This window comes from Prosthecobacter sp. GW821-HT29F12 (genome assembly GCF_058803405.1).
In genome coordinates this window covers 7,636,355-7,659,505 of record NZ_CM179517.1, presented here as the reverse complement: position 1 = coordinate 7,659,505, position 23,151 = coordinate 7,636,355, and the positions used below count along the sequence as shown (strand labels likewise).

General features: G+C 59.8%; 18 protein-coding genes. 12 read left to right on the top strand and 6 right to left on the bottom strand.

Going from position 1 to position 23,151, the window contains the following annotated elements; translation table 11 throughout:
• Positions 1-33: 33 nt before the first annotated feature.
• Positions 34-5,238 carry a beta strand repeat-containing protein gene (locus AC3RLQ_RS31460; protein WP_493033118.1) on the bottom strand — a complete coding sequence of 1,735 codons (5,205 nt, stop codon included), beginning with the start codon at positions 5,236-5,238 and terminating at the stop codon, positions 34-36.
• Between the two features lie 299 nt (positions 5,239-5,537).
• Between AC3RLQ_RS31460 and AC3RLQ_RS31455 the strand changes: the two genes are divergently transcribed.
• The 5 genes from AC3RLQ_RS31455 to AC3RLQ_RS31435 all read left to right on the top strand — a co-directional run bounded on the left by AC3RLQ_RS31455 (position 5,538) and on the right by AC3RLQ_RS31435 (position 11,165).
• Complete coding sequence (locus AC3RLQ_RS31455; RefSeq protein WP_461525483.1) at positions 5,538-6,065, top strand: hypothetical protein; 528 nt, start codon at positions 5,538-5,540, stop codon at positions 6,063-6,065.
• A gap of 23 nt (positions 6,066-6,088) precedes the next feature.
• Entirely contained in the window at positions 6,089-7,033 is a 945-nt protein-coding gene (locus AC3RLQ_RS31450) for a LysM peptidoglycan-binding domain-containing protein (RefSeq protein ID WP_493033116.1), read from the top strand.
• Positions 7,034-7,064: 31 nt separating this feature from the next.
• Complete coding sequence (locus tag AC3RLQ_RS31445) at positions 7,065-8,024, top strand: acetyl-CoA carboxylase carboxyltransferase subunit alpha (RefSeq protein WP_493033114.1); 960 nt, start codon at positions 7,065-7,067, stop codon at positions 8,022-8,024.
• Between the two features lie 91 nt (positions 8,025-8,115).
• On the top strand, positions 8,116-8,877 hold the full coding sequence (locus tag AC3RLQ_RS31440; RefSeq protein ID WP_493033112.1) for an AsmA family protein: 762 nt from the start codon (positions 8,116-8,118) through the stop codon (positions 8,875-8,877).
• 194 nt (positions 8,878-9,071) lie between these two features.
• The gene (locus AC3RLQ_RS31435) at positions 9,072-11,165 is read left to right on the top strand and encodes a TonB-dependent receptor plug domain-containing protein (protein WP_493033110.1); all 2,094 of its coding nucleotides are present in this window, start codon (positions 9,072-9,074) and stop codon (positions 11,163-11,165) included.
• Positions 11,166-11,198: 33 nt separating this feature from the next.
• Here the strand turns inward: AC3RLQ_RS31435 and AC3RLQ_RS31430 are convergent, their stop codons facing one another.
• The gene (locus AC3RLQ_RS31430) at positions 11,199-11,861 is read right to left on the bottom strand and encodes an urease accessory UreF family protein (RefSeq protein WP_493033108.1); all 663 of its coding nucleotides are present in this window, start codon (positions 11,859-11,861) and stop codon (positions 11,199-11,201) included.
• Positions 11,862-11,951: 90 nt separating this feature from the next.
• On the opposite strand from AC3RLQ_RS31430, the gene AC3RLQ_RS31425 reads away from it, so the two are divergent.
• The 4 genes from AC3RLQ_RS31425 (at position 11,952) to AC3RLQ_RS31410 (ending at position 14,989) form a co-directional block, all read left to right on the top strand.
• Positions 11,952-12,314, top strand: coding sequence for a YkgJ family cysteine cluster protein (locus AC3RLQ_RS31425; RefSeq protein ID WP_493033106.1), 363 nt, complete (start codon positions 11,952-11,954; stop codon positions 12,312-12,314).
• Between the two features lie 163 nt (positions 12,315-12,477).
• A complete protein-coding gene (locus AC3RLQ_RS31420) occupies positions 12,478-13,158 on the top strand; it encodes an MlaE family ABC transporter permease (protein ID WP_493033104.1) in 681 nt (226 codons plus the stop codon).
• Complete coding sequence (locus tag AC3RLQ_RS31415; protein ID WP_493033103.1) at positions 13,155-13,931, top strand: ABC transporter ATP-binding protein; 777 nt, start codon at positions 13,155-13,157, stop codon at positions 13,929-13,931. Before AC3RLQ_RS31420 ends, AC3RLQ_RS31415 begins: the two co-directional genes overlap by 4 nt.
• Positions 13,928-14,989, top strand: coding sequence for an MlaD family protein (locus AC3RLQ_RS31410; RefSeq protein WP_493033099.1), 1,062 nt, complete (start codon positions 13,928-13,930; stop codon positions 14,987-14,989). Before AC3RLQ_RS31415 ends, AC3RLQ_RS31410 begins: the two co-directional genes overlap by 4 nt.
• Before the next feature lie 22 nt (positions 14,990-15,011).
• On the opposite strand, the gene AC3RLQ_RS31405 is transcribed toward AC3RLQ_RS31410, so the two are convergent.
• The gene (locus tag AC3RLQ_RS31405; protein ID WP_493033097.1) at positions 15,012-15,476 is read right to left on the bottom strand and encodes a pyridoxamine 5'-phosphate oxidase family protein; all 465 of its coding nucleotides are present in this window, start codon (positions 15,474-15,476) and stop codon (positions 15,012-15,014) included.
• A gap of 100 nt (positions 15,477-15,576) precedes the next feature.
• Here AC3RLQ_RS31405 and thrH point away from each other — a divergent pair, with 100 nt between their 5' ends.
• The 3 genes from thrH to AC3RLQ_RS31390 all read left to right on the top strand — a co-directional run bounded on the left by thrH (position 15,577) and on the right by AC3RLQ_RS31390 (position 19,286).
• Positions 15,577-16,200, top strand: coding sequence for a bifunctional phosphoserine phosphatase/homoserine phosphotransferase ThrH (gene thrH, locus AC3RLQ_RS31400; protein ID WP_493033095.1), 624 nt, complete (start codon positions 15,577-15,579; stop codon positions 16,198-16,200).
• A gap of 34 nt (positions 16,201-16,234) precedes the next feature.
• Entirely contained in the window at positions 16,235-17,767 is a 1,533-nt protein-coding gene (gene trpE, locus AC3RLQ_RS31395) for an anthranilate synthase component I (RefSeq protein ID WP_493033093.1), read from the top strand.
• A 409-nt stretch (positions 17,768-18,176) separates the two neighbouring features.
• On the top strand, positions 18,177-19,286 hold the full coding sequence (locus AC3RLQ_RS31390) for a glycoside hydrolase family 3 N-terminal domain-containing protein (protein WP_487682132.1): 1,110 nt from the start codon (positions 18,177-18,179) through the stop codon (positions 19,284-19,286).
• A gap of 56 nt (positions 19,287-19,342) precedes the next feature.
• Here AC3RLQ_RS31390 and AC3RLQ_RS31385 read toward each other — a convergent pair whose 3' ends face one another.
• The 3 genes from AC3RLQ_RS31385 to AC3RLQ_RS31375 are packed head-to-tail and all read right to left on the bottom strand — an operon-like array spanning position 19,343 to position 22,896.
• Positions 19,343-20,113: a tetratricopeptide repeat protein gene (locus tag AC3RLQ_RS31385; protein ID WP_422322327.1), complete on the bottom strand. Its 771-nt coding sequence runs from the start codon at positions 20,111-20,113 to the stop codon at positions 19,343-19,345.
• 41 nt (positions 20,114-20,154) lie between these two features.
• A complete protein-coding gene (locus tag AC3RLQ_RS31380) occupies positions 20,155-21,432 on the bottom strand; it encodes a tubulin beta chain (RefSeq protein ID WP_422322329.1) in 1,278 nt (425 codons plus the stop codon).
• 48 nt (positions 21,433-21,480) lie between these two features.
• A complete protein-coding gene (locus tag AC3RLQ_RS31375; protein WP_493033090.1) occupies positions 21,481-22,896 on the bottom strand; it encodes a tubulin beta chain in 1,416 nt (471 codons plus the stop codon).
• Positions 22,897-23,151 lie beyond the last annotated feature (255 nt).

Sequence of the window (23,151 nt, the reverse complement as noted above, 5' to 3'; positions counted from 1 at the left end):
GCAAGCTGACAAGCCATGGTGGAATGAATCAACTCAGCGCCGCCGGCGCAGCCCCAAACCCAGCAGGCCGAACAGCAGCAGGCAGGCACGCCCCGGCTCAGGCACCACCACAATGATGCCGTAGGTCTGAAAGGCGCTCACATCCCAGCCGAAGCCAGCGCCGAGCGCCGCCAGGTCCAGATCTCCAGCAATGGCATTGCCGCTGGCATCCACAAAGGTCAGACCACCCACGTCGAAATTCCCGCTGATCGCCGCACCGTTCCAGTCGATCAAATTGAAGACCTGGCCAACGGCCACTGAGCCCATGCTGGAATTCACCACCACCGATCCCTGTCCCCAGGCGCCGCCGGCACGGTTGCCGATGCTCAGGGTGCCCGTGGCATCCGTGAGTTTGATGAAGTCGTGATTGCTGACGCTGGTGGGGCCGGTGTTCCAGGTGGTGAGCGCACCCGACTCACTGCTGAACAGGGAAAGCGCACTGCTGTAGTCATGGCCATTGTAATGGAACAGTCCGTTCGAGAAGGAGATCACGTTGGAGGTCAGCGTGGGGCTGGAAATGCCGAGGCGGATCTGCGCTCCGTCATTCACGGTGAGGGCTGTATTCGCTGCGGTGAAGGTGAGCGTGTTGTTGCTGGTCACCGTCGTGCTTGTGGTGCCACCCGTCGTCACATCTCCCGGCTGCAGCACCGATCCGGTATTCATCACCGTGGCGCCCTGCACGAAACCAGAGCCCGCGAGCGTGGCACCGCTGGCCACCTTTACCGCGCCGGTGCCCGAAGTGCCCGTGCCATTGGCACCCACCTGGAGCGTGCTGCCATTCACCTGGGTGACACCGGTGTAGGTGCTGGTACCAGACAGCACCACTGCACTGGGGCCGCTGCCAGCGATGGTCAGGCCGAGATTGTTGCCACCATCGCCAATGCTGCCGGAAAAGACGGTGTTGGCACCCGAGCTCTGAGTGAGTGTGCGGGTGCCTCCCGCCAGCGTCACATTCCCGGTGAACGTGAGCACCTTGTCGAGGCTGGCTGTGCCGCTGCTCACAAACGTGGTGTCCGCATTGAACTGAATGTTGTTGCCGATGGTGATCGCATAGGACGAGGTGGCGCGGATGGAGGAGCCGTTGAAAATCACCGTCCCCTGCCCAAACGGACCGCTCGTGGGCGCACCCGCCGGGCCCATGGAACTCGACTGCGGAATCACCAGCGCGACCTGCAGCATCGTGTCACCTGTGTACGTGTTCTGCTGTGTCGCCAGCACCAGGATGCCTGTGCCAGAATAACTGACCCCGGCGCTGCCTGTGACCACGGAGCTGATGAAGGTGTTGCCCACGGAATTGATTGTGATCAAGCCTTCGCGGGCGCCAAAGTCGAGCGTGCCTCCATTGATTCCCACACCATTGCCCGAGGCGAACAAGATGGCTCCGCTGCTCACCGTCAGCGTCTGCCCGCCAGCAATCGTCGCGCTGGCACCGTCGAGAATCAGCGAATTGATCGCAGCCGTAGTGCTGATGGGCGTGTCCGTGGTAAGGCGCGTGTTGTTTCCGGCCACGATCGCATTCTGCGTGAACTCATCCGTGGGGTTCAGCGGGCGCAGACCGGTCGTCGCATTGTAAGTCATGAAAGTGTTGGGCGTGGTGCTGGCTGTTCCCACACCGCCGCTTGTCAGCGTGGCCGCACCGAGCAGATAGGGGACGATTTTGGTGTTCTGCGCCGCGGCATTGATGCCCGTCGAGAGCGCATCCGCACCGCCCACCAAGTCTGGAACGACCGTGAAAAAGACCCGCGCCACACTGGCCGTGCTGAGTGAGTCCTTGCCGAGATTCACGCCATTGACCAGGAGAAGGCCGCCCTGCGCCGGGCGCGTGATCTGGTTGGCCGTCAGCGTCGCCGTATTGGTGCCGCCGAAGATCACGCTGAGTGTTTTCAATCCTGAGTTCAGGGTGAGATTATGAATGGTCTCGCTGGAGTTCGTGGCTGCTTGATCGGAGCCTTTGTAGATGAAAGAGCCGCCTTTGAAGGCAAAGTCCGCCGAGTCCGCCAGGCGGTTGGCGTTGTTGTTGCTGGCCCCGGTGTTGTCGATGGTGAAAGTCCCCCCATTCAAGATGAAGCTGGTGGAGGCCAGGGAACCACTGGCACCATAGGTGGACACCGCAAAGCCCACCTGCAAGATGCCGGAATTGACGGTGGTGGAGCCGGTGTAGGTGTTTGCACCAATGAGCACCTGAGTGCTGATGCCACTCTTCACCAGAGACAATCCCCCTGCCCCGCTGCTGCCGTCCTTCAGGATGCCGGCAAAGTAGGTGGTGTTGGCGGCGGGGTCAGAAATCGTGACCACGGAGGCTGCGGTGGTCGAATTGTTTGCCACAAACAGGAACGCGCCAGTGGCATGATTGCCGGACGTGTCCAGGCCGCGAAGCGTGAGCACATGACCGTTGAGATCCAGCGTGCTGGCCTTGGTGGCGGCGGTGGTGATGACGGACAGGCGGCTCGCGGCATTGATCGCATTGTCCACGCCGATGATGAGGTAGGAACTGGTGAGTGAGCCGCTGCTGTACATCTGGGTGTCGCCCGTGTAGGTGTTCACGGCTTTCAGGATTGTGGTGGCGTTGTCCGCCCGGTTGAACAAAATCGTTGAGCTGCCGCTGATGACGCCGGACACGATCAGCGTACCGCCGACGCCGCCGCCAAGACGGGCGCCGCCGCCTGTGACGATGATGTTTCCAGCCCACTCGGCCGTGGCACCGGAGGCGGTTTGCAGTGCACCATTGTTGTTTCCACCATTGTCCGTGATGGTGATGGTCTCACCCGTCACGACGACGCCATTTGCCAGCACCACGCGCGCGCCAGCATTCACCGTCGTGCCGCCCGCCGTGCCGCCCAGCGCGGTGTTGCTGGCCACCACGAGCGCGGTATTCGCAGCCGAAAGAGTTGTGAACCCCGTGTAAGTGTTGGCACCAGAGAGAGTGAGACTGCCCCCGCCGCTCAGCGCCAGATTCACCACCCCGAGACCATCCTGAATGACGCCGCTGTAGGTCGTGGTGCTGGTGGAGGACACGGTGAGAGTGGCCCCCGTGCTGCTGCGGTTGGTGATGTAACTGCCGCCGGTGCCAAAACCCGTACCAGTGCGCTGCAATGCGGCGATCGTTTGATTGAATCCGTTCAAGTCAAAGGTCGCGTCATCGTTCACTCCAGCCGAGCCCAGGGAGTCCACATCCAGCACCGTGGCCGTCGGCAGGGCATTGGTGGAGCCCAGCTTCAAAATGCCGCGAATGATCTGCGTGACGCCCGTGTAGGTGTTGCCCGTGCCGCTGATGAGCACTGTGCCGGTGCCAGCCTCACCGGAGATGGCCAGATTATTTGACGCACCATTTTGAATGCCACCGCTCACGGTCAGCACACCGCCAGCCTGAGCGCCCAACCGCGTGCCACCAGCCTCGATCGTCACCACACCGGCCCATTCCGCCGCACCACCGGCCACTGTTTGCAGGGCACCCATGCTGTTGGCACCGCTGCCGATGATGCCCACAGTCTCGCCTGTCACCTTGACGCCGTTGGCCAGCACCAGTGTGCCGCCTGAGGCCACGCTCGTTCCACCGACGGTGCCACCCAGCGCGGTATTGCTGCCCACCACGAGAAAACCGGCACTCACCGTGGTGAGCCCCGTGTAGCTGTTTGCGCCTGAAAGAGTGAGAGCGCCTGTGCCGGTCTTGATCAAGGCACCGCCAGCGCCGCTGATGATGCCAGCAAACGTCGTGCTGGCATTGCTCCCACCCAGAGTCAGCGTCGCACTGCCCAGCGTCACCTGCCCGCCTGTGCTGCCACCGCCTGCCAGCGAACCCACCGTTTGATTGAAACCGTTCAAGTCAAGCACGACGCCCGCTGCATCAGCCAGAGAGATGTCCGAATTCACACCAAAAACGGAGCCCCCGCCTGCAACTCCAGCCTGGAGCGTGCCAGCCAGAATGCTCGTCGCCCCGGTGTAGGTATTGGTGCCGGAAAGCGTCAGCACGCCTGCGCCTGTTTTCGTCAGGCCGAAGTTGTTTTCATTCGTACCCGTTCCCCCCAGCACTCCGGCAAAGATGTCCGACACATCAATGCTGAGCGTCAGCGTGGCGGCAATGGCGTTGCCATTGACCACGCTGTTGCCGGCCCCCGTTCCTGATGTCAGCAGTCCGGCGAGCCGCTGGCTGTTTGAGTCGAGTTTCAGCACGCCGCTGTCATTGGTCGTGCCATCGCCGAGAGTGACCACTGTCCCCGTGGGCAGGCGGTCATTGCCAGCGCTCACGATGAGCTTTCCATTTTTGATGAAGGTGCCGCCGGTGTAGGTGCTGGCACCGGCCAGTGTCAGGGCACCCGTGCCCACTTTTGCCAGTCCGCCATCCGCGGTGGCTCCCAGCGCCGTGTCATGCACCAGAGGTGCTGCGATGGTGACATTGAAGGCCTGTGTGTCGATCACCGCCCCACCCGCCTGCACATTGGCGGTGAATTGTGCGAGATTCGCCAGAAATGTGGTGCTGTCCTGCCGTGCCTGCAGCGTGCCGCCATTGAAGTTCAGCGCTGCATCGATGCCTGCTGAAACCACGCTTCGAACGATGGTGCCCACGGACAAAGTGCCGCCGTCGAGATTGACGACCGATTCATAAACTCCAGCGGCCTGGGTGGAACTCCCGACATTGTTCTGCAAATCCAGCGTCGTCACTTCAAACGAGCCGCTGTTGATGTCGAGCGTTGACTGAGTATTGCCCGTACCGCCGTAGAACAAGGCAAAGGTGGATGCGGCACCGATGCCCGTGATCTTCCTGTAGGTGCCGCCGTCAATGCTCAGCAATCCCACGGCATTGGTACCGTTGACCATGCCGTCTGCCGCCGAACTCGTGCTTTCGAAAATGCCGCCGGTGATGGACATCGAGCCGTTGGCACCGTTGGCGATGAAGAGGGATCGGCCCAAGCTGCCGCCGCTCAGCACTGTGTGCCCCTGGGCGTCGGCGTAAACCAGCGTGCGCGATCCCGTTACATTGAGCCGCCAGGCAACCGGAGAAGCTGTATCTCCGCCAGTGGGCGAAGGCGCGGTGCCACCCCAGTTCGCGCCGACGGCAAAGTCGGAACTGGTGGTACCCGTCCAGTTGAAATCCGTGGCATGCAGGGGGCAGGCCAGAAGCACCACAGCCATCAGGCCGAGTGATAAGTTACGGAGATCACGCTGACGAGCGCTGGGGGAAGGCGCTGAGTCGCTAATCATAAGGTTGTTTTTCTAGTTAAATAGAGCCCACCCGAGACCTGTCAACTTACATGGCCCTCCGGCAGAAATGCTTATGTTCGAGTCATTTCAGCATAGGCATGACAAGGCACCCGAATCTCACTTTAAGCAGGTTTCTGATTATCCAGCGTATCCGGCACGCGCGATCCCGCCATGGGCGGGCTTCCCAAAAGCTCAGCCCTGCTTTTCGGCGGAATCCGGCCAGTTCCTGTCATCTCCGAGAACCCAAGAAATCACTGGCCCCTGCGTGGAAGCAGCTTAGTCTCAGCCACCCCCAAATCATGCCCACCGAGTTCGATATTCAATACGCCCTGGAAAACACCCAGGTGCTCCATGAGCCGGACCGCCGCATCGACACCTTTGGCAGCACCCATTTCGAGTTTCAGATCGTCACCGAACTCATGGATACCGTCGGTGCCGTGCGCGTGCGTGAAGGCCGCATCGAGGCAGAGAAGCCTCTCATCCTGCGCCCGGAACTGCCCGGCCAGTTTGACTTTGAAGGCTTTGGCCCCGAAGTGGCCGGGTTTGGCGAATTCCTGCGGGACAACCTGCACAAGCTGGCGATCCTCAAATACGGCTTCAAATTTCGCAAAGGCGACATCAGCGAGCAGATCATCCATGAATCCATGGAAGAAGTCACGGGCAAGCTGCTCGCGAACATTCGCTCATCGGGCAATCCGATGCGTGCGGTCATTCAAGGCGTGGACGACACCTGGGAAATCTGCCTGCTGAAGTTCACTGTCGAGATGATCGAGAAGTCCCAGAACATCAACCTCTTCGATTTCAAACGCCGCGGCCTGCTGGGCTGAGTGGTAGTTTGCAGGTTCACGCAATGGCCAAGACCCAGATCAAACTGCTGATTTTCCTCATCACCGTGGGCTTGGTGGCAGGCACTCTGGCGATGGGGTACTGGGTTTACATGAACATCCTGCTCAAGGAGAGCCAGGTGGAGCAGGACATCGCCTCCATGAAGGCGAAGGACCGCCCGCGTGTGGACCCCGGCATCCGCCGTTTCGAAGCCGCCGTGGAGCTCATTCACCAGGGTAAAATTGACGACGGCCGTGATGCGCTGTACAAACTCTGCCAGCAGTTCCCTGACTCCAAGACCTGCGCCGAGGCCATGCGCATCATTGGTGAGATCAACATGGACCAGCTCTACTCGGCGAACTCCACCGCCGGGAAGAAGGATTACATCGTGCAGCCGGGCAATTCGCTGAACTCCATCGCCACCAAGTTCGACACGACCGTGGACTCCATCATCCGCTCCAGCGGTTTGATGAGCTTCAATCTGCACCCCGGCGACCACCTCACCATCATCCCGATGGACTTCCACCTCGGCGTCAGCATTTCCAAAAAGCAGGTCATGCTGCTGCGCAAAGTGGGTGAGAAAGAATACCTCTTTAAAGTTTACAATGCGAAAGACATCCGCCTGCCCCCCGGCATGCGCCTGCCGGTGGAGATGACGATCGCGGGAAAAAACTCCATCTTTGATGGCAAGCCCGTGGTCTCCACCGACCCCAACTACGTCGATGCAGAGAAATGGTTTGCCGGCACGAAATCCGGCATCAGCCTCCGCACTCCCCCGGTGGCCCGAGCCCTAACTGTTGAGGAACCGAAAGCTCCGACACCTGCTCCAAAAAAATCTGGCGCTCCTGCCGCCATGCCCGCTCCAGCACCCGCCCCAACGGCGGAAACCGGCATCTTCCTCGCCCGTGAAGACATCGAAGAACTCTTTGCGCTCGTTCGCAAAGGCTCAAAGTTGAGCCTCGTGAGATAATCCCTCCCACCCCTTTCCCAACCAGACCGCCATGAAACAAGTTTTGGAATTCGAAAAGCCCATCGTCAAAATCCGCGAAGAAATCGAGGAGGCCAAAAAGAAGCTGGCCGCCAAGCCCAGCGACAAGCTGGCCCAGCAGATCGCCGATCTCGAAACGAAGGCCGAAAACCTGCAGCGTGACATTCACGCCAATCTCTCCCCCTGGCAGCGCGTGCAGATCTCCCGCCACATTGGCCGGCCCTTCATGCTCGACTATGTGAAGCACATCACGGATGAGTTCGTGGAGCTGCATGGTGACCGCCACATCGGCGATGACAACGCGATGCCCGCCGGATTTGCCACCATCGGAGGTCAGCGCGTGGCGATCCTGGGCCACCAGAAAGGCCGCGACACCAAGGAAAACCTGCTGCGCAACTTCGGCAGCGCGCATCCCGAAGGCTACCGCAAAGCCCTCCGCCTCATGCGCATGGCCGAGAAATTCAGCCTGCCCATCATCACTCTGATCGACACCCCCGGAGCCTTCCCAGGCATCGGCGCGGAAGAGCGCAACATCGCAGAGGCCATCGCCTTTAACCTGCGTGAGATGATGACCCTGCGCACGCCGGTCATCGCCATCGTCATCGGTGAAGGTGGCAGCGGTGGTGCTCTCGGCATTGGCATCGCGGACCGCGTGCTCATGATGGAGAACGCTTATTACTCCGTCATCAGCCCAGAAGGCTGCGCCGCCATTCTGTGGAAACACCGAGAGCACGCCCCCGAAGCCGCCTCTGCACTCAAGCTCAGCGCCCAGGATCTCTCGAAGCTCGGCATCATCGACGGCATCATCCCCGAGCCTCTCGGTGGTGCGCACAACGACCACTTCGCCGCAGCGAATTCACTCAAAGACGCGGTGCTGGCCACGCTCAAGGAACTCAACGCCCTTCCAACCGCCCAGTTGCTGGAGCAGCGCTATCAGAAATTCCGCGCTCTGGGTCAGTTCACCGAAGGCTGAGGTCCGGCCTCAGGCCGCACCCCGCCACTGCGGAAGAAGCCAGTTTTGAAGCTTTACAGCGCCTGTTCCCCCGGGAAAGCTCGCGGCTTTTATGAAGTGGCTCATCCGCATTGTCGTTGTTCTCGTGCTCATCATCAGCGCCGGTCTTTGGTTTGGCTGGTCACAGCTTGGCAATCTGGTCAAGTTTGGTATTGAGCAGGGCACGCCGCCGGTGGTTCAGACCAGCGTGTCAGTCCGGCATGTGAGTGTCTCCCCCTTCTCCGGCACCGGTCTTATCGAAGACTTCCAGATCGGCAATCCCAAGGGCTTCACAGGTCCTTATGCCGTTCGCATTGGCCGTGCGGAGGTGGGCCTGGACCTCAACAGCGTCAGCGCAGACAAGGTGGTCATTCAGCACATCCGGATCACGGATCCAGAGATCAATCTCGAAGCAGGACTTGGTGGAACCAATCTCAAGCACATCGCCGACAATGCGATGAACTTTGTCTCCCAGCAAACCGCGCCTGCTGGCAATGCCGCCCCAAATTCAGCCGCACCACCGGCAGGCGGCAAGCCGAAGAAGTCCGTCAAACTCCAGGTGAATGAACTGCTCATCACCGGTGCCAAACTCAGCGCCAGTGCAGCCGGTGTTGTGCCAGGTGCAGACGCCAGGATGACGCTCCCTGAGATCCGCCTCACCAATCTCGGCACTGGTGCCGCAGGCATCACTCCTGCCGAGCTGACGGCTCTGATTCTCAGCCAGCTCAATACCGAAGCCGTCAAAGCCAGCGCCAGCGGTGCCCTCAAAAACATGCTTCAAGGTGGTGCGGCCAAGATCAATACAGGCGGCATCAAGGGCCTGTTTGGGAAATAGGAGCGGGCGGCGGGTGAAACCTGCTCAGCCTGCTGCATGGACTTCCTTTCTGACGAGGCCACCTTCGCGCCACCCGATTCCGTCTCGATGCCAAAATGGACACTATTTGTCCATTCATCAATTCAGCGGCAGCCCGTGCATGACAAAGAATTAGCTGATGTTTGGTTGGCATTACGCCTACGCCTATCGAACCCATGCGCCGATTCTCCCTCCCACTCCTGCTCGCCTTTTCCACTGCCAGCTTTGCCGCTGAAATTGCAGAAGATAAAAAGAAAAAGCCCGCCAAGACCGGTGACCTGCCCGAGGTGGTGATCACGGCCACGCGCAGCGCGACTCCGCTGTCCCAGGTGCCTGCGGCGGTGAAGACGCTGGACAAGAAACAGATGGAGGAGCGCCTCACACGCACCTTCCCCGAGGCGCTGCGGGAAACGCCCGGCGTGGCAATTCAGAAGACCTCCAACGGCCAGGGTTCCCCTTTCATCCGCGGCTTCACCGGTTTCCGCAACCTGATGATGGTCGACGGCATCCGCTTCAACAACTCCACCTTTCGTGATGGACCGAACCAGTACTGGAACACGCTGGATCAGTATGGCCTCGACCATGTGGAAGTGCTGCCTTCTCAAGGATCCGTGCTCTATGGAAGCGATGCCATCGGCGGCACGGTGAATGCCTTCACGAAGGGATCGGGCTTCCTCAGCGAAGCCGAAGGCGGCTTTTTCTCCCATGGCCGGGCCGACTATCGTTACTCCACGGCGGAGCACAGCAACGTGGAGCACCTCGAAACCAGCATCGGCGAAGGGCAGAAGTGGGGTCTGCATGCCGGTGTCACCTTGAGCCAGTTTGGCGATGTCACCGATGGCAGCGGACGGCGGCAGCGGCACACTGGGTACGACCAGTGGGCCTTTGATGTGAGGCTGGACATAGCGCTGGACGACCAGTGGACCTTCACCGCCGCGCATCAGCAGGTACGCCAGAACGATGTGTGGCGCACGCACTCCACCAACTCAGGCGTTTCCTTTGAAGGCACCACCGTCGGCACTGACCGCGTGCGGCTTTTCGACCAGGAGCGCAGCCTGACTTATGCCCGCCTCGCCGGGAAGGACCTGAACAGGTTCATCGACAACGCCAGCCTCACCGTCTCTCTGCAAACTGCCGGGGAGAACCAGTTCCGTGTCACTGGAGGCGGCGTTCAATCCTACAACAAGGTGGACGTCACGACGCTGGGTTCTGATCTTCAGTTCACCAGCAAATCACCCATCGGCACCTGGGTCTATGGTGTCGATTTCTATGAGGACTTTGTGCAGTCCCATGCCTCGGACAATCCTTTTCAGGGAGCCGTGGCGGACAACTCGAGCTACAGCCTGCTGGGGGTTCACATTCAGGACGCCATCGACCTTGGCGAACGCGTACATCTCTTCCTCGGAGAGCGTTACACGCATGCCACGGCCAGGCTCGGCAGCTTCCAGAACCCCACCACCCTCGCGCAGCAGTCGTTTGCCAGCAGCTGGGATAACTTCTCCGGCAGTGTGCGCTTCGTGATCGACCTGGATGAACGTGACCGCTATTCGCTGTATGGCGGTGTGTCGCAGGCCTTCCGTGCGCCCAATCTCTCCGACCTTTCGCGTTTTGATGTGGCGCTGTCCGGGCGCAAAGAAACACCGGCCACCGACTTGTCCCCGGAAAAATACCTGACCTATGAGATCGGTCTCAAGGCAAACACCGAGAGTCTCACCGCCAGCCTGGCCTATTTCTACACCAAGCTGGACAATCTGATCATCCGTCGCTCCACCTCCGTGCCACTGCAGGACACCAAGGCGAATGGCGGCGATGGTTACATGCAGGGCTTCGAGTTCGCCGCACGCTGGCAGATCGACAAGCACTGGAGCGTCTTTGGCCATGTGGCCTGGGTGGAAGGCGAGGTGGATCAGTTCATCGGCATCACCACGCAGAAACGCCGCGAGCCGCTGGGCAAAATCTCCCCGCTCGTGGGCTATGCCGGCGTGCGCTGGCAGACCACGGATCAACGGTTTTGGACAGAGTTCGTCTGTCTCACCTATGGCGAGGCCGGGCGCATGAACACCTCCGACCAGCTCGACACCCAGCGAGTCCCGCCCAACGGCACGCCTTCTTTCTGCCTGCTTACGCTGCGCGGCGGCTACTCCGTCACCGAGAACCTCATCCTGACCGCCTCTCTGGACAACCTGCTAAACAAAACCTACCGCTACCATGGCTCAGGCTCCAACGAGCCCGGTTTCGGTGCGAACCTCGGAGTGACGGTGAAGTTTTAGCAGTGACGCGTTGATTGGCTCAGAGGCCGGAATTCACGCATCCACCACCCGCAGCGCGGACTCGCTTGAGGCATCGCTCATGATCCGGCTCGTGATTCCGGCGATGCTGAACTTTCCGGCGTAGGGCACCTGCAGGTGCGAATCACGCGCCACCATGTCCCATTCCAAGCGCAGGTATTCGGCGATCACATTGGTGAGGCTGAGCTGAAAAAAGTGGCCGACCGCCGCCCACACGATGGCGATGTGGCCATCACATCTCCCCTGCTCTACGGCCTCGCGCAGACGACCCAGCACGCCTTGATAACGCGCATGCTTTGTGGATTTGAGAAGCACCGCGCCCGCCTGCAGACTGCGCTGGCAGGCGGCGGGTGAAAGCTGGGATGAGAGTCTGGAAGAAGCAGCGATGAGACCTGCCAGATCATTCGCATGCGCGCTCTGCCACGCGGACTTGAGCGCCGGACCGATGGCTTCACGCAGCACGCTGTCAGCCGCGACATTCCAGTCGCCCACATCCTCCACCAACAGCACCTCCACGCGAGCGCGCACGCTGCCCAGCAGCCACTTCACCCAGTCCAGTCCACGGGACCAGTCCTCGATGACCTGCTGATCATCCGCCGTATCTTGCGGCGCGGGCAGCAGAGTGATGGTGGGAAGCAGATGCAGTTTCATCGCGACAGCCACTGACACCGCGGCCATGGGCGGCGATTTTCAAACCTTCGTTGCATAGACCTGTTCATCGCACGAACTATGCCTCCAGCGCAGCAATGCGCGAACAGAATACTTTTCATGAGCGAAACCTCCCCACTTGACACCTCCACGCCCTGGTATGCCTGCCGGCGCTGCGGCAACTGCTGCCGCTGGCCGGGAGATGTGCGTGTCACAGACGATGAGATCACACGCATCGCCGCATATCTGGACATGCCGCGCATCGAGTTCGTGGAGCAGTGCACGCGGCTGAATGCGAACCGCACCGGCCTGAGCATCATCGACAAGCCCAACGGCGAGTGCCTCTTCCTCGAAGGCGTGAATGTCTGCCGCATCCAGCCGGTGAAGCCGGTGCAGTGTGAAGGCTTTCCCAATACTTGGAATTTTCCCGGCTGGCGCGAGAAGTGCGAGGCGGTGGAGGCACCGCGCCCTGACACCCGCTGATAGAGGCAGTTAGGAGCATCCGAAGACCGGTTCACGGACGATGTTTGGACGTATGTTTGGTCCGTGGTCCGCCCTTCGAACGTCGCTCCAGCATCTCAGCAGCGTCGTCTGGCTTCTCATAGATACGGCCGAGGAAATGGGAGACCGCGTGGTGCGTGGTCGCATGCCATTCCGGCTTGCCATCTTCTTTGAACAGACAGACCGCACGGGAGTGGGTTCCATCGGGCTGGTCTCACTCGTCTCTTTCTTCATTGGGCTGACCATGGCGCTGCTCACCGGCTACCAGCTCCAGACTTTTGGTCAGGAGCAGATGGTGCCCGGTCTGGTGGCCATCTCCTTCACCCGTGAACTCGGCCCGCTGATGACCGGCATCATGGTGGCGGCACGCATCGGCGCGGCGTACACCGCCGAGCTCGGCACCATGGTCGTGTCAGAAGAGGTGGAAGCCATTGAGGCCATGGGCATCGGCCCGCTGCGCTTTCTGGTGGGGCCCCGCGTCCTCGCCGTGTTCCTGCTCCTGCCCTGCCTCGTCGTCGTTTCCAATTTCACCGCCATGGTCGGAGCCGCCCTCATCTCCCGCTGGGCCTTTGACACTTCCCTTCACCACTTCGTGCATGCGGCCTTGGAGAGCATGCTCATCCGGGACATCGTGGCCGGCACGGTGAAGAGCTTCCTCTTTGGCCTCATCATCGGACTCGTGGCCTGCTACAAAGGCCTCTCCGTGCGCGGCGGTGCCGCTGGCGTGGGAGCTGCCACCACTCAGAGCGTCGTCACGGCCATCACCGTCGTCATCGCCTTCGACACCCTCTGCAACATCGTACTCGTCGCCCTCTTTGACACATGAACGAGCCCACAAAAACGAGCGTGGAACTGCACGACGTGCGCCTGGCCTTTGATGAGAAGGAAATCCTCGCGGGCGTGAGCCTGAGCGTGCCTTCCCGCTCGCGTCTGGTCGTGCTGGGCCAGTCCGGCGGGGGCAAGAGCACCCTGCTCCGCCTCATCCTCGGCCTGCTCAAACCCTCCGCTGGCGAGATCCTTTTCAACGGACTCAAGGTCAACCGCATGGGCCGCCTGCGCCTCAACCGCATGCGCCAGAAGATCGGCATGGTCTATCAATACAGCGCGCTGATCAGCTCTCTTAGTGTGCGGGACAATCTCGCGCTGCCGCTGGAAGAACTCACCAGCAAATCCCGCGCGGAGATCGACCAGCTCGTGGATGAAAAGCTTGCCCTCGTCGGCATGGCAGAGGCGCGTGACAAGATGCCCGCCGAACTCAGCGGCGGCATGCGCAAGCGCATCGGGCTGGCGCGAGGCATCATCATGGATCCCGAACTCATCCTTTATGATGAACCCACCGCCGGTCTCGATCCCGTCATCAGCGCTGTGATTGATGAACTCATCATCAGCCTCAGCGAAAAGATCGGCGCCACCTCCATCATCGTGACGCACGAAATGGGCAGCGCCTTCAAAGTCGCCACCCACATGGCCATGCTCTACAAGGGCAAGATCATCGCCAACGACACCCCGGACAATTTCAAAGCCTCCACCGATCCCGTCGTGGCTCAGTTCATCGCGGGAGAAACCCAGGGGCCCATCCTCCAGGCCACACCCTCATGACTATCTTCCGCAATGAAATACGCACCGGTGTGCTCGTCGTCGTGACGCTCACCGCACTCGTCGCCCTGCTCCTCTACCTCGGCTCGCCGGGGGTATTCGTCGCGCAGAAGAAGTTCCGCATCTACCTGGACAATGCCTCCAGCCTTGCGCCTGGCGCTCCCGTCCTCCTGGCAGGACGCAGGATCGGTCAGGTCATTGAGCTCCACTCCCCCGTGCCGGAGAAAGAGCGTCCTGACCCAAAGCTTGAGACGGTGGTGGACATCGAGGTGGACAAATCCGCGCAAATCTTCAACAAGGTCAAAGCCCGCATGACCCTCCCCAGTCTGCTGGGCAAACCGGTGATCGACTTCACCACCGGTCAGGAGTCAAGCGGGCTCGCCCCAGAAAACACCGCCTTCGTGGGCGAACGTGAGCCGGGCCTCGCCGATGCGGTGCCCACTCTGCTGGAGAAGCTTGATCCCGCCCTGAAAAAAGCCACTGAGACCTTCGATGGTCTGCAGAAAACAGCGGACAACCTCAACAAGCTGACCAAGGAGAACTCAGACCTGCCGAAGGCGCTGGAGGAATTCAAAAAGTTCACCACCCATCTCAACGAAGTGATCGGGCCAGACGGCGCACTGCGCGGCTCGTTGGAGAACATCAAAAAACTCACCAACGATGACGGCAAGCTGGCGACAGCGTTCGATCAGATCGCCAAACTGACCGGCCCGGACAGCGATCTGGCCAAGGCGCTCGCCCATGCGGAGAAATTCACCGGCAAGCTGGAGGAAAACAAAGACCTCGAAGCCACACTGCACAATCTGCGCACCGCCACGGAGAACCTCGACCGTCAGTTCAAACAGATCACATCAAAGCTCTCGGCAACGGCAGAAAATCTCAAGGAGGGCAGCGACACTCTGAAGCATCAGCCATGGCGGCTGATCTGGCCCACCACCAAAAAATACCCCGAAGAGAGCACCTCACCACGGCGCCCGTCATCAACCGCAAAGGCAGATGGCCGCACTCCTGCTGCCAGCCAAAAAGCCCCGCTGTTTCGATTTCATGCCGCGCCGCGGTAGCCAGAAATGAATCAGGTGCGCCCTACGCGGCGGCTGGCACCGACTTGTCCCAGAGCACGGACTTCGTGTAGGCGTAGGGTTTGCACAGCACGACCTTGCTGACCTCCGTGCGGATGACGGCAAATTTGTGATAGTCCTCCGTCTCGCAGTACTTGCGGTAGTAGGCCTTCGATTTGCCGGGCATCTGATCCCAGTAGCGCTTCGCCGCATCTCCCTCAATCAAACGAGTGTGTCCGGAGAGGTACACGATTGTCTCCATCGAAGGAGAGGCAAACATCCACTCCGCCTGCGGATTCGCACGCAGGATGTCGGCCTTCAGCGAATTTGGCGCGGTGATGGAAATGATCTCCTCCATGTCCGTGGTGACCTGCGTGGTCATCCAGGCTGAGTGCGGATGCCCCTCGGCGTCTGACGTGGCCAGCACGGCATTGCGGCAGTTGGTCACCAGTTGGGCGGCGTTTCGAGTGACTTCGTTTTCGATTTTCATGTTCAAACAAACGCCAAATTTTCAACAGCGTCTCCGCATGGCTTGCCTGCATGTGCGCCTTTTTTGAAGATCGCTGCTTTACTGGAGGAGCGACCCGTGCATGACATCTACCCACATGAAGCAGCAGACCATCGTCACCCTCGACCTCGAAGGCGTTCTCGTCCCCGAAATCTGGATCGCCTTTGCCGAGAAGACCGGCATCCCCGAACTGCGCCGCACCACGCGGGATGAACCTGACTACGATGTGCTCATGAAGGGCCGCCTCAAGATTCTGGATGAGCACGGCCTGAAGCTGCCGGACATCCAGCAGGTCATCGGCACACTTTCCCCCATGGATGGCGCCAAATCCTTCCTCGATGAACTGCGCTCCATCACTCAGGTGATCATCCTGAGCGACACCTTCGCCGAATTTGCCCAGCCGCTGATGCGCCAGCTCGCGTGGCCGACGATCTTCTGCCATCAGCTCGATGTCGCCCCAGACGGTCGCATCGTGGACTACAAGCTGCGCCAGCCGAACCAGAAGCAGAAGTCCGTGGCTGCGTTCAAAGCGCTGAACTACCGCGTCATCGCCGCAGGTGATTCTTTCAACGACACCACGATGCTCGGCGAGGCCGATGTGGGTTTCTTCTTCCACGCCCCGGCCAGCATTCAGGCGCAGTTTCCGCAGTTCAAGCCCTTCGACGACTACGGCGAACTGCTGGCGGCGATGAAAGCGGTGCTTTGAAGCATCATTGCCACAACGCGATTCCGCGTCCAGAATGCGCGCTCGTTTCACGCCCCGCATGCCACAGCTCCATCTTCAGCCCGACTTCGCCACCTTTCAGACGCTCGCGCAGCAGGGCAATCTCGTACCGGTGATGGCGGAACTCGCCGCCGACTACGAAACCCCGCTCTCTGCATTCCAAAAGATCCACGATGGCCGCTGCGCCTTCCTGCTGGAATCCGCAGAGCTCACTCAGCACTCCGGGCGCTACTCGCTGCTCGGCAGTTCACCGCGCATCATCTTCACGGCACGCGGTCGTGAGATTGAAATCGAGGAGCGCGGCAAGAAGCGCAGCTACACCACCACCGGCGATCCACTGACGGAACTGCAGGAGCTAATGAAGCCCTTCACCCCGCTGGAAACGCAGCCGCTGCCGGTCTTCCACGGCGGTGCGGTCGGTTACCTGGCGTATGACATGGTGCGCTTCTTTGAGCCGACGCTGCCGCCACCGCCGAAGGACGAACTGGGCCTGCCGGACATGGTCTTCATGGTCACTGACACCGTGCTGGTGTTTGATCACCGCACCCGCCGCCTGTCCATCGTGGCCAATGTTCACACCGATGAGCATGCCACGCTGGAGGCTGCTTACGACTGGGCGCGCGAGCAGATCGCGGATGTCATTGCCAAACTGGAGAAGCCGCTGGCTGCCCGACCGCTGCAAACCTTTGCCCCCGTGGGGCAGCTGCCACCGCCGGTGAGCAACACCACGCAGGAAGAATACGAGGCGATGGTACTCAAGATGAAGGAGTACATCGGCGCCGGTGACATCTTCCAGGGCGTGCCCTCTCAGCGTTTTGAAACGGACTATCAGGGCACCACGCTGGATCTCTTCCGCGCTCTGCGGCATGTGAATCCGAGCCCCTACATGTTCTGCATCGACTTCCCGCAGGGCTTCGCGCTCGTCGGCAGTTCGCCGGAGGTTCATGTGAAGTGCATGAACGGCCGCATCGACATCCGCCCCATTGCAGGCACGCGCTGGAGGGGCAAGACCCCCGCAGAAGACGATGCTCTGGCCCAGGAACTGCTGAATGATCCCAAAGAACGCGCCGAGCACATCATGCTCGTCGATCTCGCACGCAATGATGTCGGACGTGTGGCCGACTATGGCACCGTGCGCGTCAGTGACCTGATGATCATCGAGCGCTACTCACACGTCATGCACATCGTCTCCAACGTGGACGGCCATCTGCGTGACGACAAGACTGCCTACGACGTCATGCGCGCCACCTTCCCAGCCGGCACCGTCAGCGGCTCGCCCAAAGTGCGCGCCATGGAGATCATCAATGAGTGCGAGAAAAGCAAGCGCTGTGCGTATGCTGGCGCGGTGGGTTACTTCGGCTTTGATGGCAACCTTGATTCATGCATCGCGCTGCGCACCTGCGTCGTGAAGGATGGCAAAGCCTATGTGCAGGCCGGAGCAGGCGTTGTGGCTGACTCTGTTCCTGCGTCCGAGTATCAAGAGACGATCAACAAGGCCACCGGCATGCTGCGTGCGATTCAATGGGCGCGTCAGTTGAGTGCACCGTGAGCTGATTGAGTTGCTCACACACTAATCACAGCGAGCTAACAAGCTAATCACACAGTTGCTCACAATGCGCGAATGCATCACCCAGAAACAGAGAACCCCCCGGCATGCGAAGCCGGGGGGTTCCATTGGCGATCCAGCAACCAACAACGATAGAGGACCGATTGGCACGAAATGCGTTAGCTGAGGAAGCTTGCAAACGTGGCCCGCGGGTTGCCCCACAGACGACCGCATGTTAAAAAGTTTTGCCCCTCCCGTCAACCTGCCCACCCTTCTTTTGCAAAAAGAAACCGCTGAGTCGCAATCCTGAGAGCCTAAAACGCCCAATTGTTATCAAAATTTTAGCAAAACGAGTCTTGACACCTGATCTGTCACTTTCGCCCAACCACTACTCAAACGAACACACACCCTCATGCCCACTTCCCAAGACCTCGGCCAGCTCCTCCTCATGGGTGTCCCCGGTGCCGAACTCACTCCAGAAACCGCCGCACGACTCAAAAAACTTCAGCCTGGTGGCTTCATTTTATTCGGGCGCAACATCCAGACCCCGGAACAGGTCCGCAAACTCATCGATGACCTGCGCGACATTTCCAACGTCGAACCATTCATCACGATTGATCAGGAGGGCGGTCGCGTCTCGCGTCTCCGCCTGATTGGTGAAGAACCACCGAATGCGCAAGCGCTGCGTGACAAGGGTGATCCCGCGCTGATCAAACGTCATGGCAAGCTCACCGGGCAGATTTTGCGCCTCTTCGGTTTCAATCTCGATCTCTGCCCTGTGCTGGACATCTCGTATGATGATGCGGCGGACAATTCCCTCAAAGGCCGCACCTATGGCAAAGATCCGCAGCAGGTGATCGACAACGCCGGTGTGTTCAATCGTGCCATGCGCGCTGAAGGCATCCTGAGCTGCGGCAAACACTTCCCTGGCTATGGGCCGGCGGAATGCGATCCGCATGAGTTCCTGCCGGTCATCACCAAAAGCCGTGAAGAAATGGAGCGCAGCGAACTGCTGCCCTACTCTGCGCTGCTGCCGGAACTCGACAGTGTGATGACCTGCCACAGCAACTACACCGCGTACGATCCGGACCGTGGCCGCTGGCCTGCAAGTCTGAGCCATAACATCGTGACGAAGCTGCTGCGCCATCAGTATGCCTTCGACGGCTTGGCCATGACCGATGACCTCGACATGGGAGCGATCCTGAATGAAGTCACCTTCGAGCAGGCCATCCAGGAAGCGGTGCGCGCCGGCAATGACCTCGTCATGATCTGCCACCGGGTCGAAATGGTGGAACTGGCCCGCCAGCACCTTGAGGGCGTCGAAGCCCCGGCCCTGCATGATGCCTTGATGCGGATCGAAAAAACCAAGAAGCGCCTGGTGAAGCCGGACTCGTTCAATCTCGACCGCTTCGCCGCCATCAATCGCGACATCTGGCAACTCCGCGTCGACACCCTCGGCGAAGAGGCGGCCAAAAATCTCAGCGTCGAAGACGGCAAACGTTCGCCTGTGGAGCTCTATTGAGAGACTGCGGAGATGACGAATAGGTCCTATACGACTAATAGGTCCTATTCGGGGTCCTAGAGACTCTTGTCGATCAGCAGCGAAGCCGAACGCCGTGGATTCGGGTGGTAGCCGTTCATGGCGGCACGGATGCGCTTTGCGCGGTCCACACAGGCCTCGGCCTTTTGGAAATCTCCTGATGCCTTGTAAACCGCACCCAGGTTGATGAAAGTCTGGGAGAGGTCGGCCGGATCCATCTGCCCTTCATTGAGATTCTGCCGGATGGCGAGCGCCCGTTCATGCATGGCCTGCGCGCGATCCACATCCATGCTGCTGTAGTAGAGCACGCCGAGGTTGTTGTACACGGAAGCCACGCGCGAACTCTGCTCACCATCGATGCGCTGAAAAGTTTCCAGCGCTTCGCAGTAGTAGCCCTCGGCTTTTTCAAACTGCCGCAGCTGTTTGAAAATCATGGCCAGGTTGTTTTTGATCGTGGCCACCTTGTCGCTGTCCTCCAGCCCGTTGTTAGCGCTGATGGTCAACGCCTGCTCATAGAACTCAGCTGCCTTGTCCATGCGTCCCCAACGATCGTACAGATGTGCCAGGAGCGAGTAGATGCCGGTCAGCAGGTCAGGGTCCTGCTTGCGCAGTTCCTGCGCACGAAAGAGCGCCTCACGATAAAGCGACTCCGCCTTGCGGAAATCTCCCTCTTTCTGCCGCAGATCGGCAAGAACACTGATCTGCTCAACCAGAGCCCCGACGCGGACCGGATCATGGTACGCAAGCCTCCGCGCCTCCTCGACGCTGCGGGAGGCGGAGGCTATTTGGCGCTCCAATGCGGTATCCACGTTGGGTTGAAGGTTGGTTCACGAAACCGGTCAGACTCCGGCTAGCTGGCGTCGCGATAGGACTGGGCGAGATTGACGATGGTGTTGCGTGCATGAGCCATCATTTCGCGGGAGACACCGTTGTTCTCATACCAGTGCGTGTAGGCGTGGTTGTCGAACATGATGTCGAAGTTGGTGATGAGGCGCTCAAAGACAGCGGCGATGCCGGTGTGATTGACCAATGCGAGACCACTGGAGGCGAAGCCTTCGGGGGCGGTTTCAGCCACACCCATTTTGATGCCAGTCGGTACGTAGCTGGCGAAGTTCAGGCTCTTGCGGATGGCCGCCATGTTTTCCTCAACTTCCTTGGCTTTCACATCCCCACGGAACAGGGCGCAGGCGGAAAGGTACACGCCGTTGGTCCAGTCGATGGCCGCCGTGAAATTGTCCTGGGAGAATGTCTCACGTGCAACGTCGGGGAAATTGATTCGGACCTGTCCTTCCTGACCGGGACCACGCATGGGAGCAAACGAGGCCGTGAGGAAATGATTGCCGGGGAACGGCACCAAATTGGTCACGTATTCACTGAGATCGGTGTTCAGTTTTCCAGGGAAGCGCAGGGATGCCGTCACCGAGCTCATTATGAGAGCGATGATGTGGTTGAGGTCCATGTAGTTCGGGCTGCGGTGCAGCTTCGACTTCGCAATGCGGAAGAGTGCCTCGTTGTCCAGCAGCACGGCGGCATCCGCGTTGTCGAGGATGCGCTGCAGCGTGAGGATGGCGTTGTAGGGCTCGACAGCCGAGTCGGAGATCAGCGGGGAGGGAACCACCGAGAACGTGAAGATGCGCTTCTTGGGATAAGCCTGGCGCAGACGCTCCAGAATGAGCGAACCCAGACCGGAGCCGGAGCCACCACCGATGGAGTGGGTCATCATGAAGCCCTGCAGTGACTTGGTCTTTTCGACGGCGGCGTCGATCACATTCATGATCTGGTCGATGATGCGTTCACCTTCGACGTTGTAACCACGCGCCCAGTTGTTGGCAGCACCGGGGATTTTTCGAATGATGCAGCTCTCGTCAAACAACTGCGCCATGTCACCGCCTTCGATTCGGGCGATCACCCCGGGCTCAAGGTCCACCAGAATGGCGCGCGGGATGTATTTCCCGTCACGGACCTTGTGAAAGAACACCTCCATGTTCGTGTTGGCGGCGGCAGTCGTGTTGCCATCCTTCAACGTACCAGCCTCGGTCAGGCCATGTTCACGCAGCAGGAGCCGCCAGTAACGGTCGGCGATTTGATTGCCACATTGTCCGACATGAATGCTCAGAATCTCTCTCACGGTTATTCCTCCAAACGGTTGTTTTATCGATTGCCTGATTTGCTGTTCTTAACGACGACGGTCCACGAGGTCACGCAGACTCATGCCACCGCCGCGGCTGTCATCCACGCTGGCGCTGCTGCGCGGGAAGTCAGATGCGCTGTCCTGCACCTTGGCTTTGGCACCGCTTTCCTCGGCCACCTGATAGCTCTGAATGAGTTCCTGAGCGGAAGCACGGAGCGCATTGATCTGCTCTTCGGACATGCCTTCATTGAGGTACCAGTTGGCGAAGGCCTTGCGCTGCCAGAGCTTGTCGAAGTTGTGGCAGATCCGGTCCAGCACACGGGCGATTTCGGTGTTGTTGGCCAGAAGCACCATGCTCTTGCGATGGGAGATGCCGGGCTGCTCGACGTAGCCGATCTTGAACGCGGTGGGAATCCAGTAGGTCAGCGGCAGCTGCTCACGCATCGCAGCGAGGGCGGCGTCTGCAAGCGGCTTGTCGTCCATGATGCCACGGTAGAGCACCGCAGTGCTCAGAAAGCGGCCTTCCATGGGGGAGCAGGCGGCAAAAACGGAGCCGTTGTCAAACAGGCTGCGAATCATTTCCTCAACGCCCATTTCTTCAAACTTGCTGCGGTCAGGCGGTGTCAGCGGTGCAAAAGCGCACATGAGGAAGTGCAGCGAAGGCTGCGGCACCAGATTCGTGAGCAGCTCACGCAGGCTGATTTCCACGGTCAGGAAGCCGCTGAAACGCATGGAAGCCGTCAGACCGGCAAGGGCCTCGGTGATGAGCAGGTTCAGGTCATCCACCGTCGGGCTCTCGATGTTCCATTTGCGATGCGCGAGTTCGAACAGCGCTTCGTTGTCGAAGATCAGGCAGGCGTCTGCCGAACGGCGCAGCGTATTGAGCGTAAACACCGTGTTGTAAGGCTCGGTCACCACCGAGGAAACCTGCGGGGATGGCAGCACCGCGCAGCTCAACACGGGGAATTCAGGATACTTTTCTTTGACGGATTCAATGAGCAGAGCACCAAAACCGGAACCGGAACCACCGCCCGTGGCATGCAGAACAAGGATGCCGCCGACGTTGTCGCACTTGTCGATTTCGGCATCGAGCCGACCCATGACTTCTGGCAGAACCTCGCGCCCTGCACCGAGATAACCCACGGCAAAATTACCACCGGCACCCTCCGTGCGACTGATGAGGTTGCCAGGATTGAAGAGAGAGCCGGAGGTGGCCTTGATGTTGTCGATCACGCTTGGCTCCAGATCGACCATCACCGCGCGAGGCACATAGCTGCCGGAAGAGGATTCGCCAAGCTTGCTGAAAAACGCGCTCCAGTTTCCGCGCGGAGTCTGGCCCTGGGCGGTCTGACCTGTCATCGGATCAATGCCGTGCTCCTGACAGATGGTTTTCCAGAAAGACGCGGCAATCTGATTGCCTGCCTGACCGATTGAAATAACGATAGTGTTGTTGACCTTCATCAGTCTCTCCTAATTTTCGCGGTTTCTAATGTGATGTGTACTGCCTGCAATGGAATGGGGAAAACGCCACCAGCCTCAGCGTGCCGGTGATTCTCATCCGGCGTGCTCCGGATTTCGCAATCAAAGCGGCATTGTTTGCGGCGCTCATCTCCACTAAAGGTAGTTTTACCTGTGAGTGCGCCGTGAGTCCAAGCAAATTCGGTGCTTTCGTGAGGAATCCCACGCCAAAATGGCTGCAATATTGAAATGCGGGCA

Bases quoted from the DNA above. Each gene is read 5' to 3' on its own strand.
- AC3RLQ_RS31415 (WP_493033103.1), top strand. From the start codon at position 13,155: ATGAACGAGCCCACAAAAACGAGCGTGGAACTGCACGACGTGCGCCTG.
- AC3RLQ_RS31420 (WP_493033104.1), top strand. From the start codon at position 12,478: ATGCCATTCCGGCTTGCCATCTTCTTTGAACAGACAGACCGCACGGGA.
- AC3RLQ_RS31375 (WP_493033090.1), bottom strand. From the start codon at position 22,896: ATGAAGGTCAACAACACTATCGTTATTTCAATCGGTCAGGCAGGCAAT.
- AC3RLQ_RS31440 (WP_493033112.1), top strand. From the start codon at position 8,116: ATGAAGTGGCTCATCCGCATTGTCGTTGTTCTCGTGCTCATCATCAGC.
- AC3RLQ_RS31425 (WP_493033106.1), top strand. From the start codon at position 11,952: ATGAGCGAAACCTCCCCACTTGACACCTCCACGCCCTGGTATGCCTGC.
- AC3RLQ_RS31390 (WP_487682132.1), top strand. From the start codon at position 18,177: ATGCCCACTTCCCAAGACCTCGGCCAGCTCCTCCTCATGGGTGTCCCC.
- AC3RLQ_RS31410 (WP_493033099.1), top strand. From the start codon at position 13,928: ATGACTATCTTCCGCAATGAAATACGCACCGGTGTGCTCGTCGTCGTG.
- trpE (WP_493033093.1), top strand. From the start codon at position 16,235: ATGCGCGCTCGTTTCACGCCCCGCATGCCACAGCTCCATCTTCAGCCC.
- AC3RLQ_RS31460 (WP_493033118.1), bottom strand. From the start codon at position 5,238: ATGATTAGCGACTCAGCGCCTTCCCCCAGCGCTCGTCAGCGTGATCTC.
- thrH (WP_493033095.1), top strand. From the start codon at position 15,577: ATGACATCTACCCACATGAAGCAGCAGACCATCGTCACCCTCGACCTC.
- AC3RLQ_RS31430 (WP_493033108.1), bottom strand. From the start codon at position 11,861: ATGGCCGCGGTGTCAGTGGCTGTCGCGATGAAACTGCATCTGCTTCCC.
- AC3RLQ_RS31405 (WP_493033097.1), bottom strand. From the start codon at position 15,476: ATGAAAATCGAAAACGAAGTCACTCGAAACGCCGCCCAACTGGTGACC.
- AC3RLQ_RS31455 (WP_461525483.1), top strand. From the start codon at position 5,538: ATGCCCACCGAGTTCGATATTCAATACGCCCTGGAAAACACCCAGGTG.
- AC3RLQ_RS31445 (WP_493033114.1), top strand. From the start codon at position 7,065: ATGAAACAAGTTTTGGAATTCGAAAAGCCCATCGTCAAAATCCGCGAA.
- AC3RLQ_RS31435 (WP_493033110.1), top strand. From the start codon at position 9,072: ATGCGCCGATTCTCCCTCCCACTCCTGCTCGCCTTTTCCACTGCCAGC.
- AC3RLQ_RS31450 (WP_493033116.1), top strand. From the start codon at position 6,089: ATGGCCAAGACCCAGATCAAACTGCTGATTTTCCTCATCACCGTGGGC.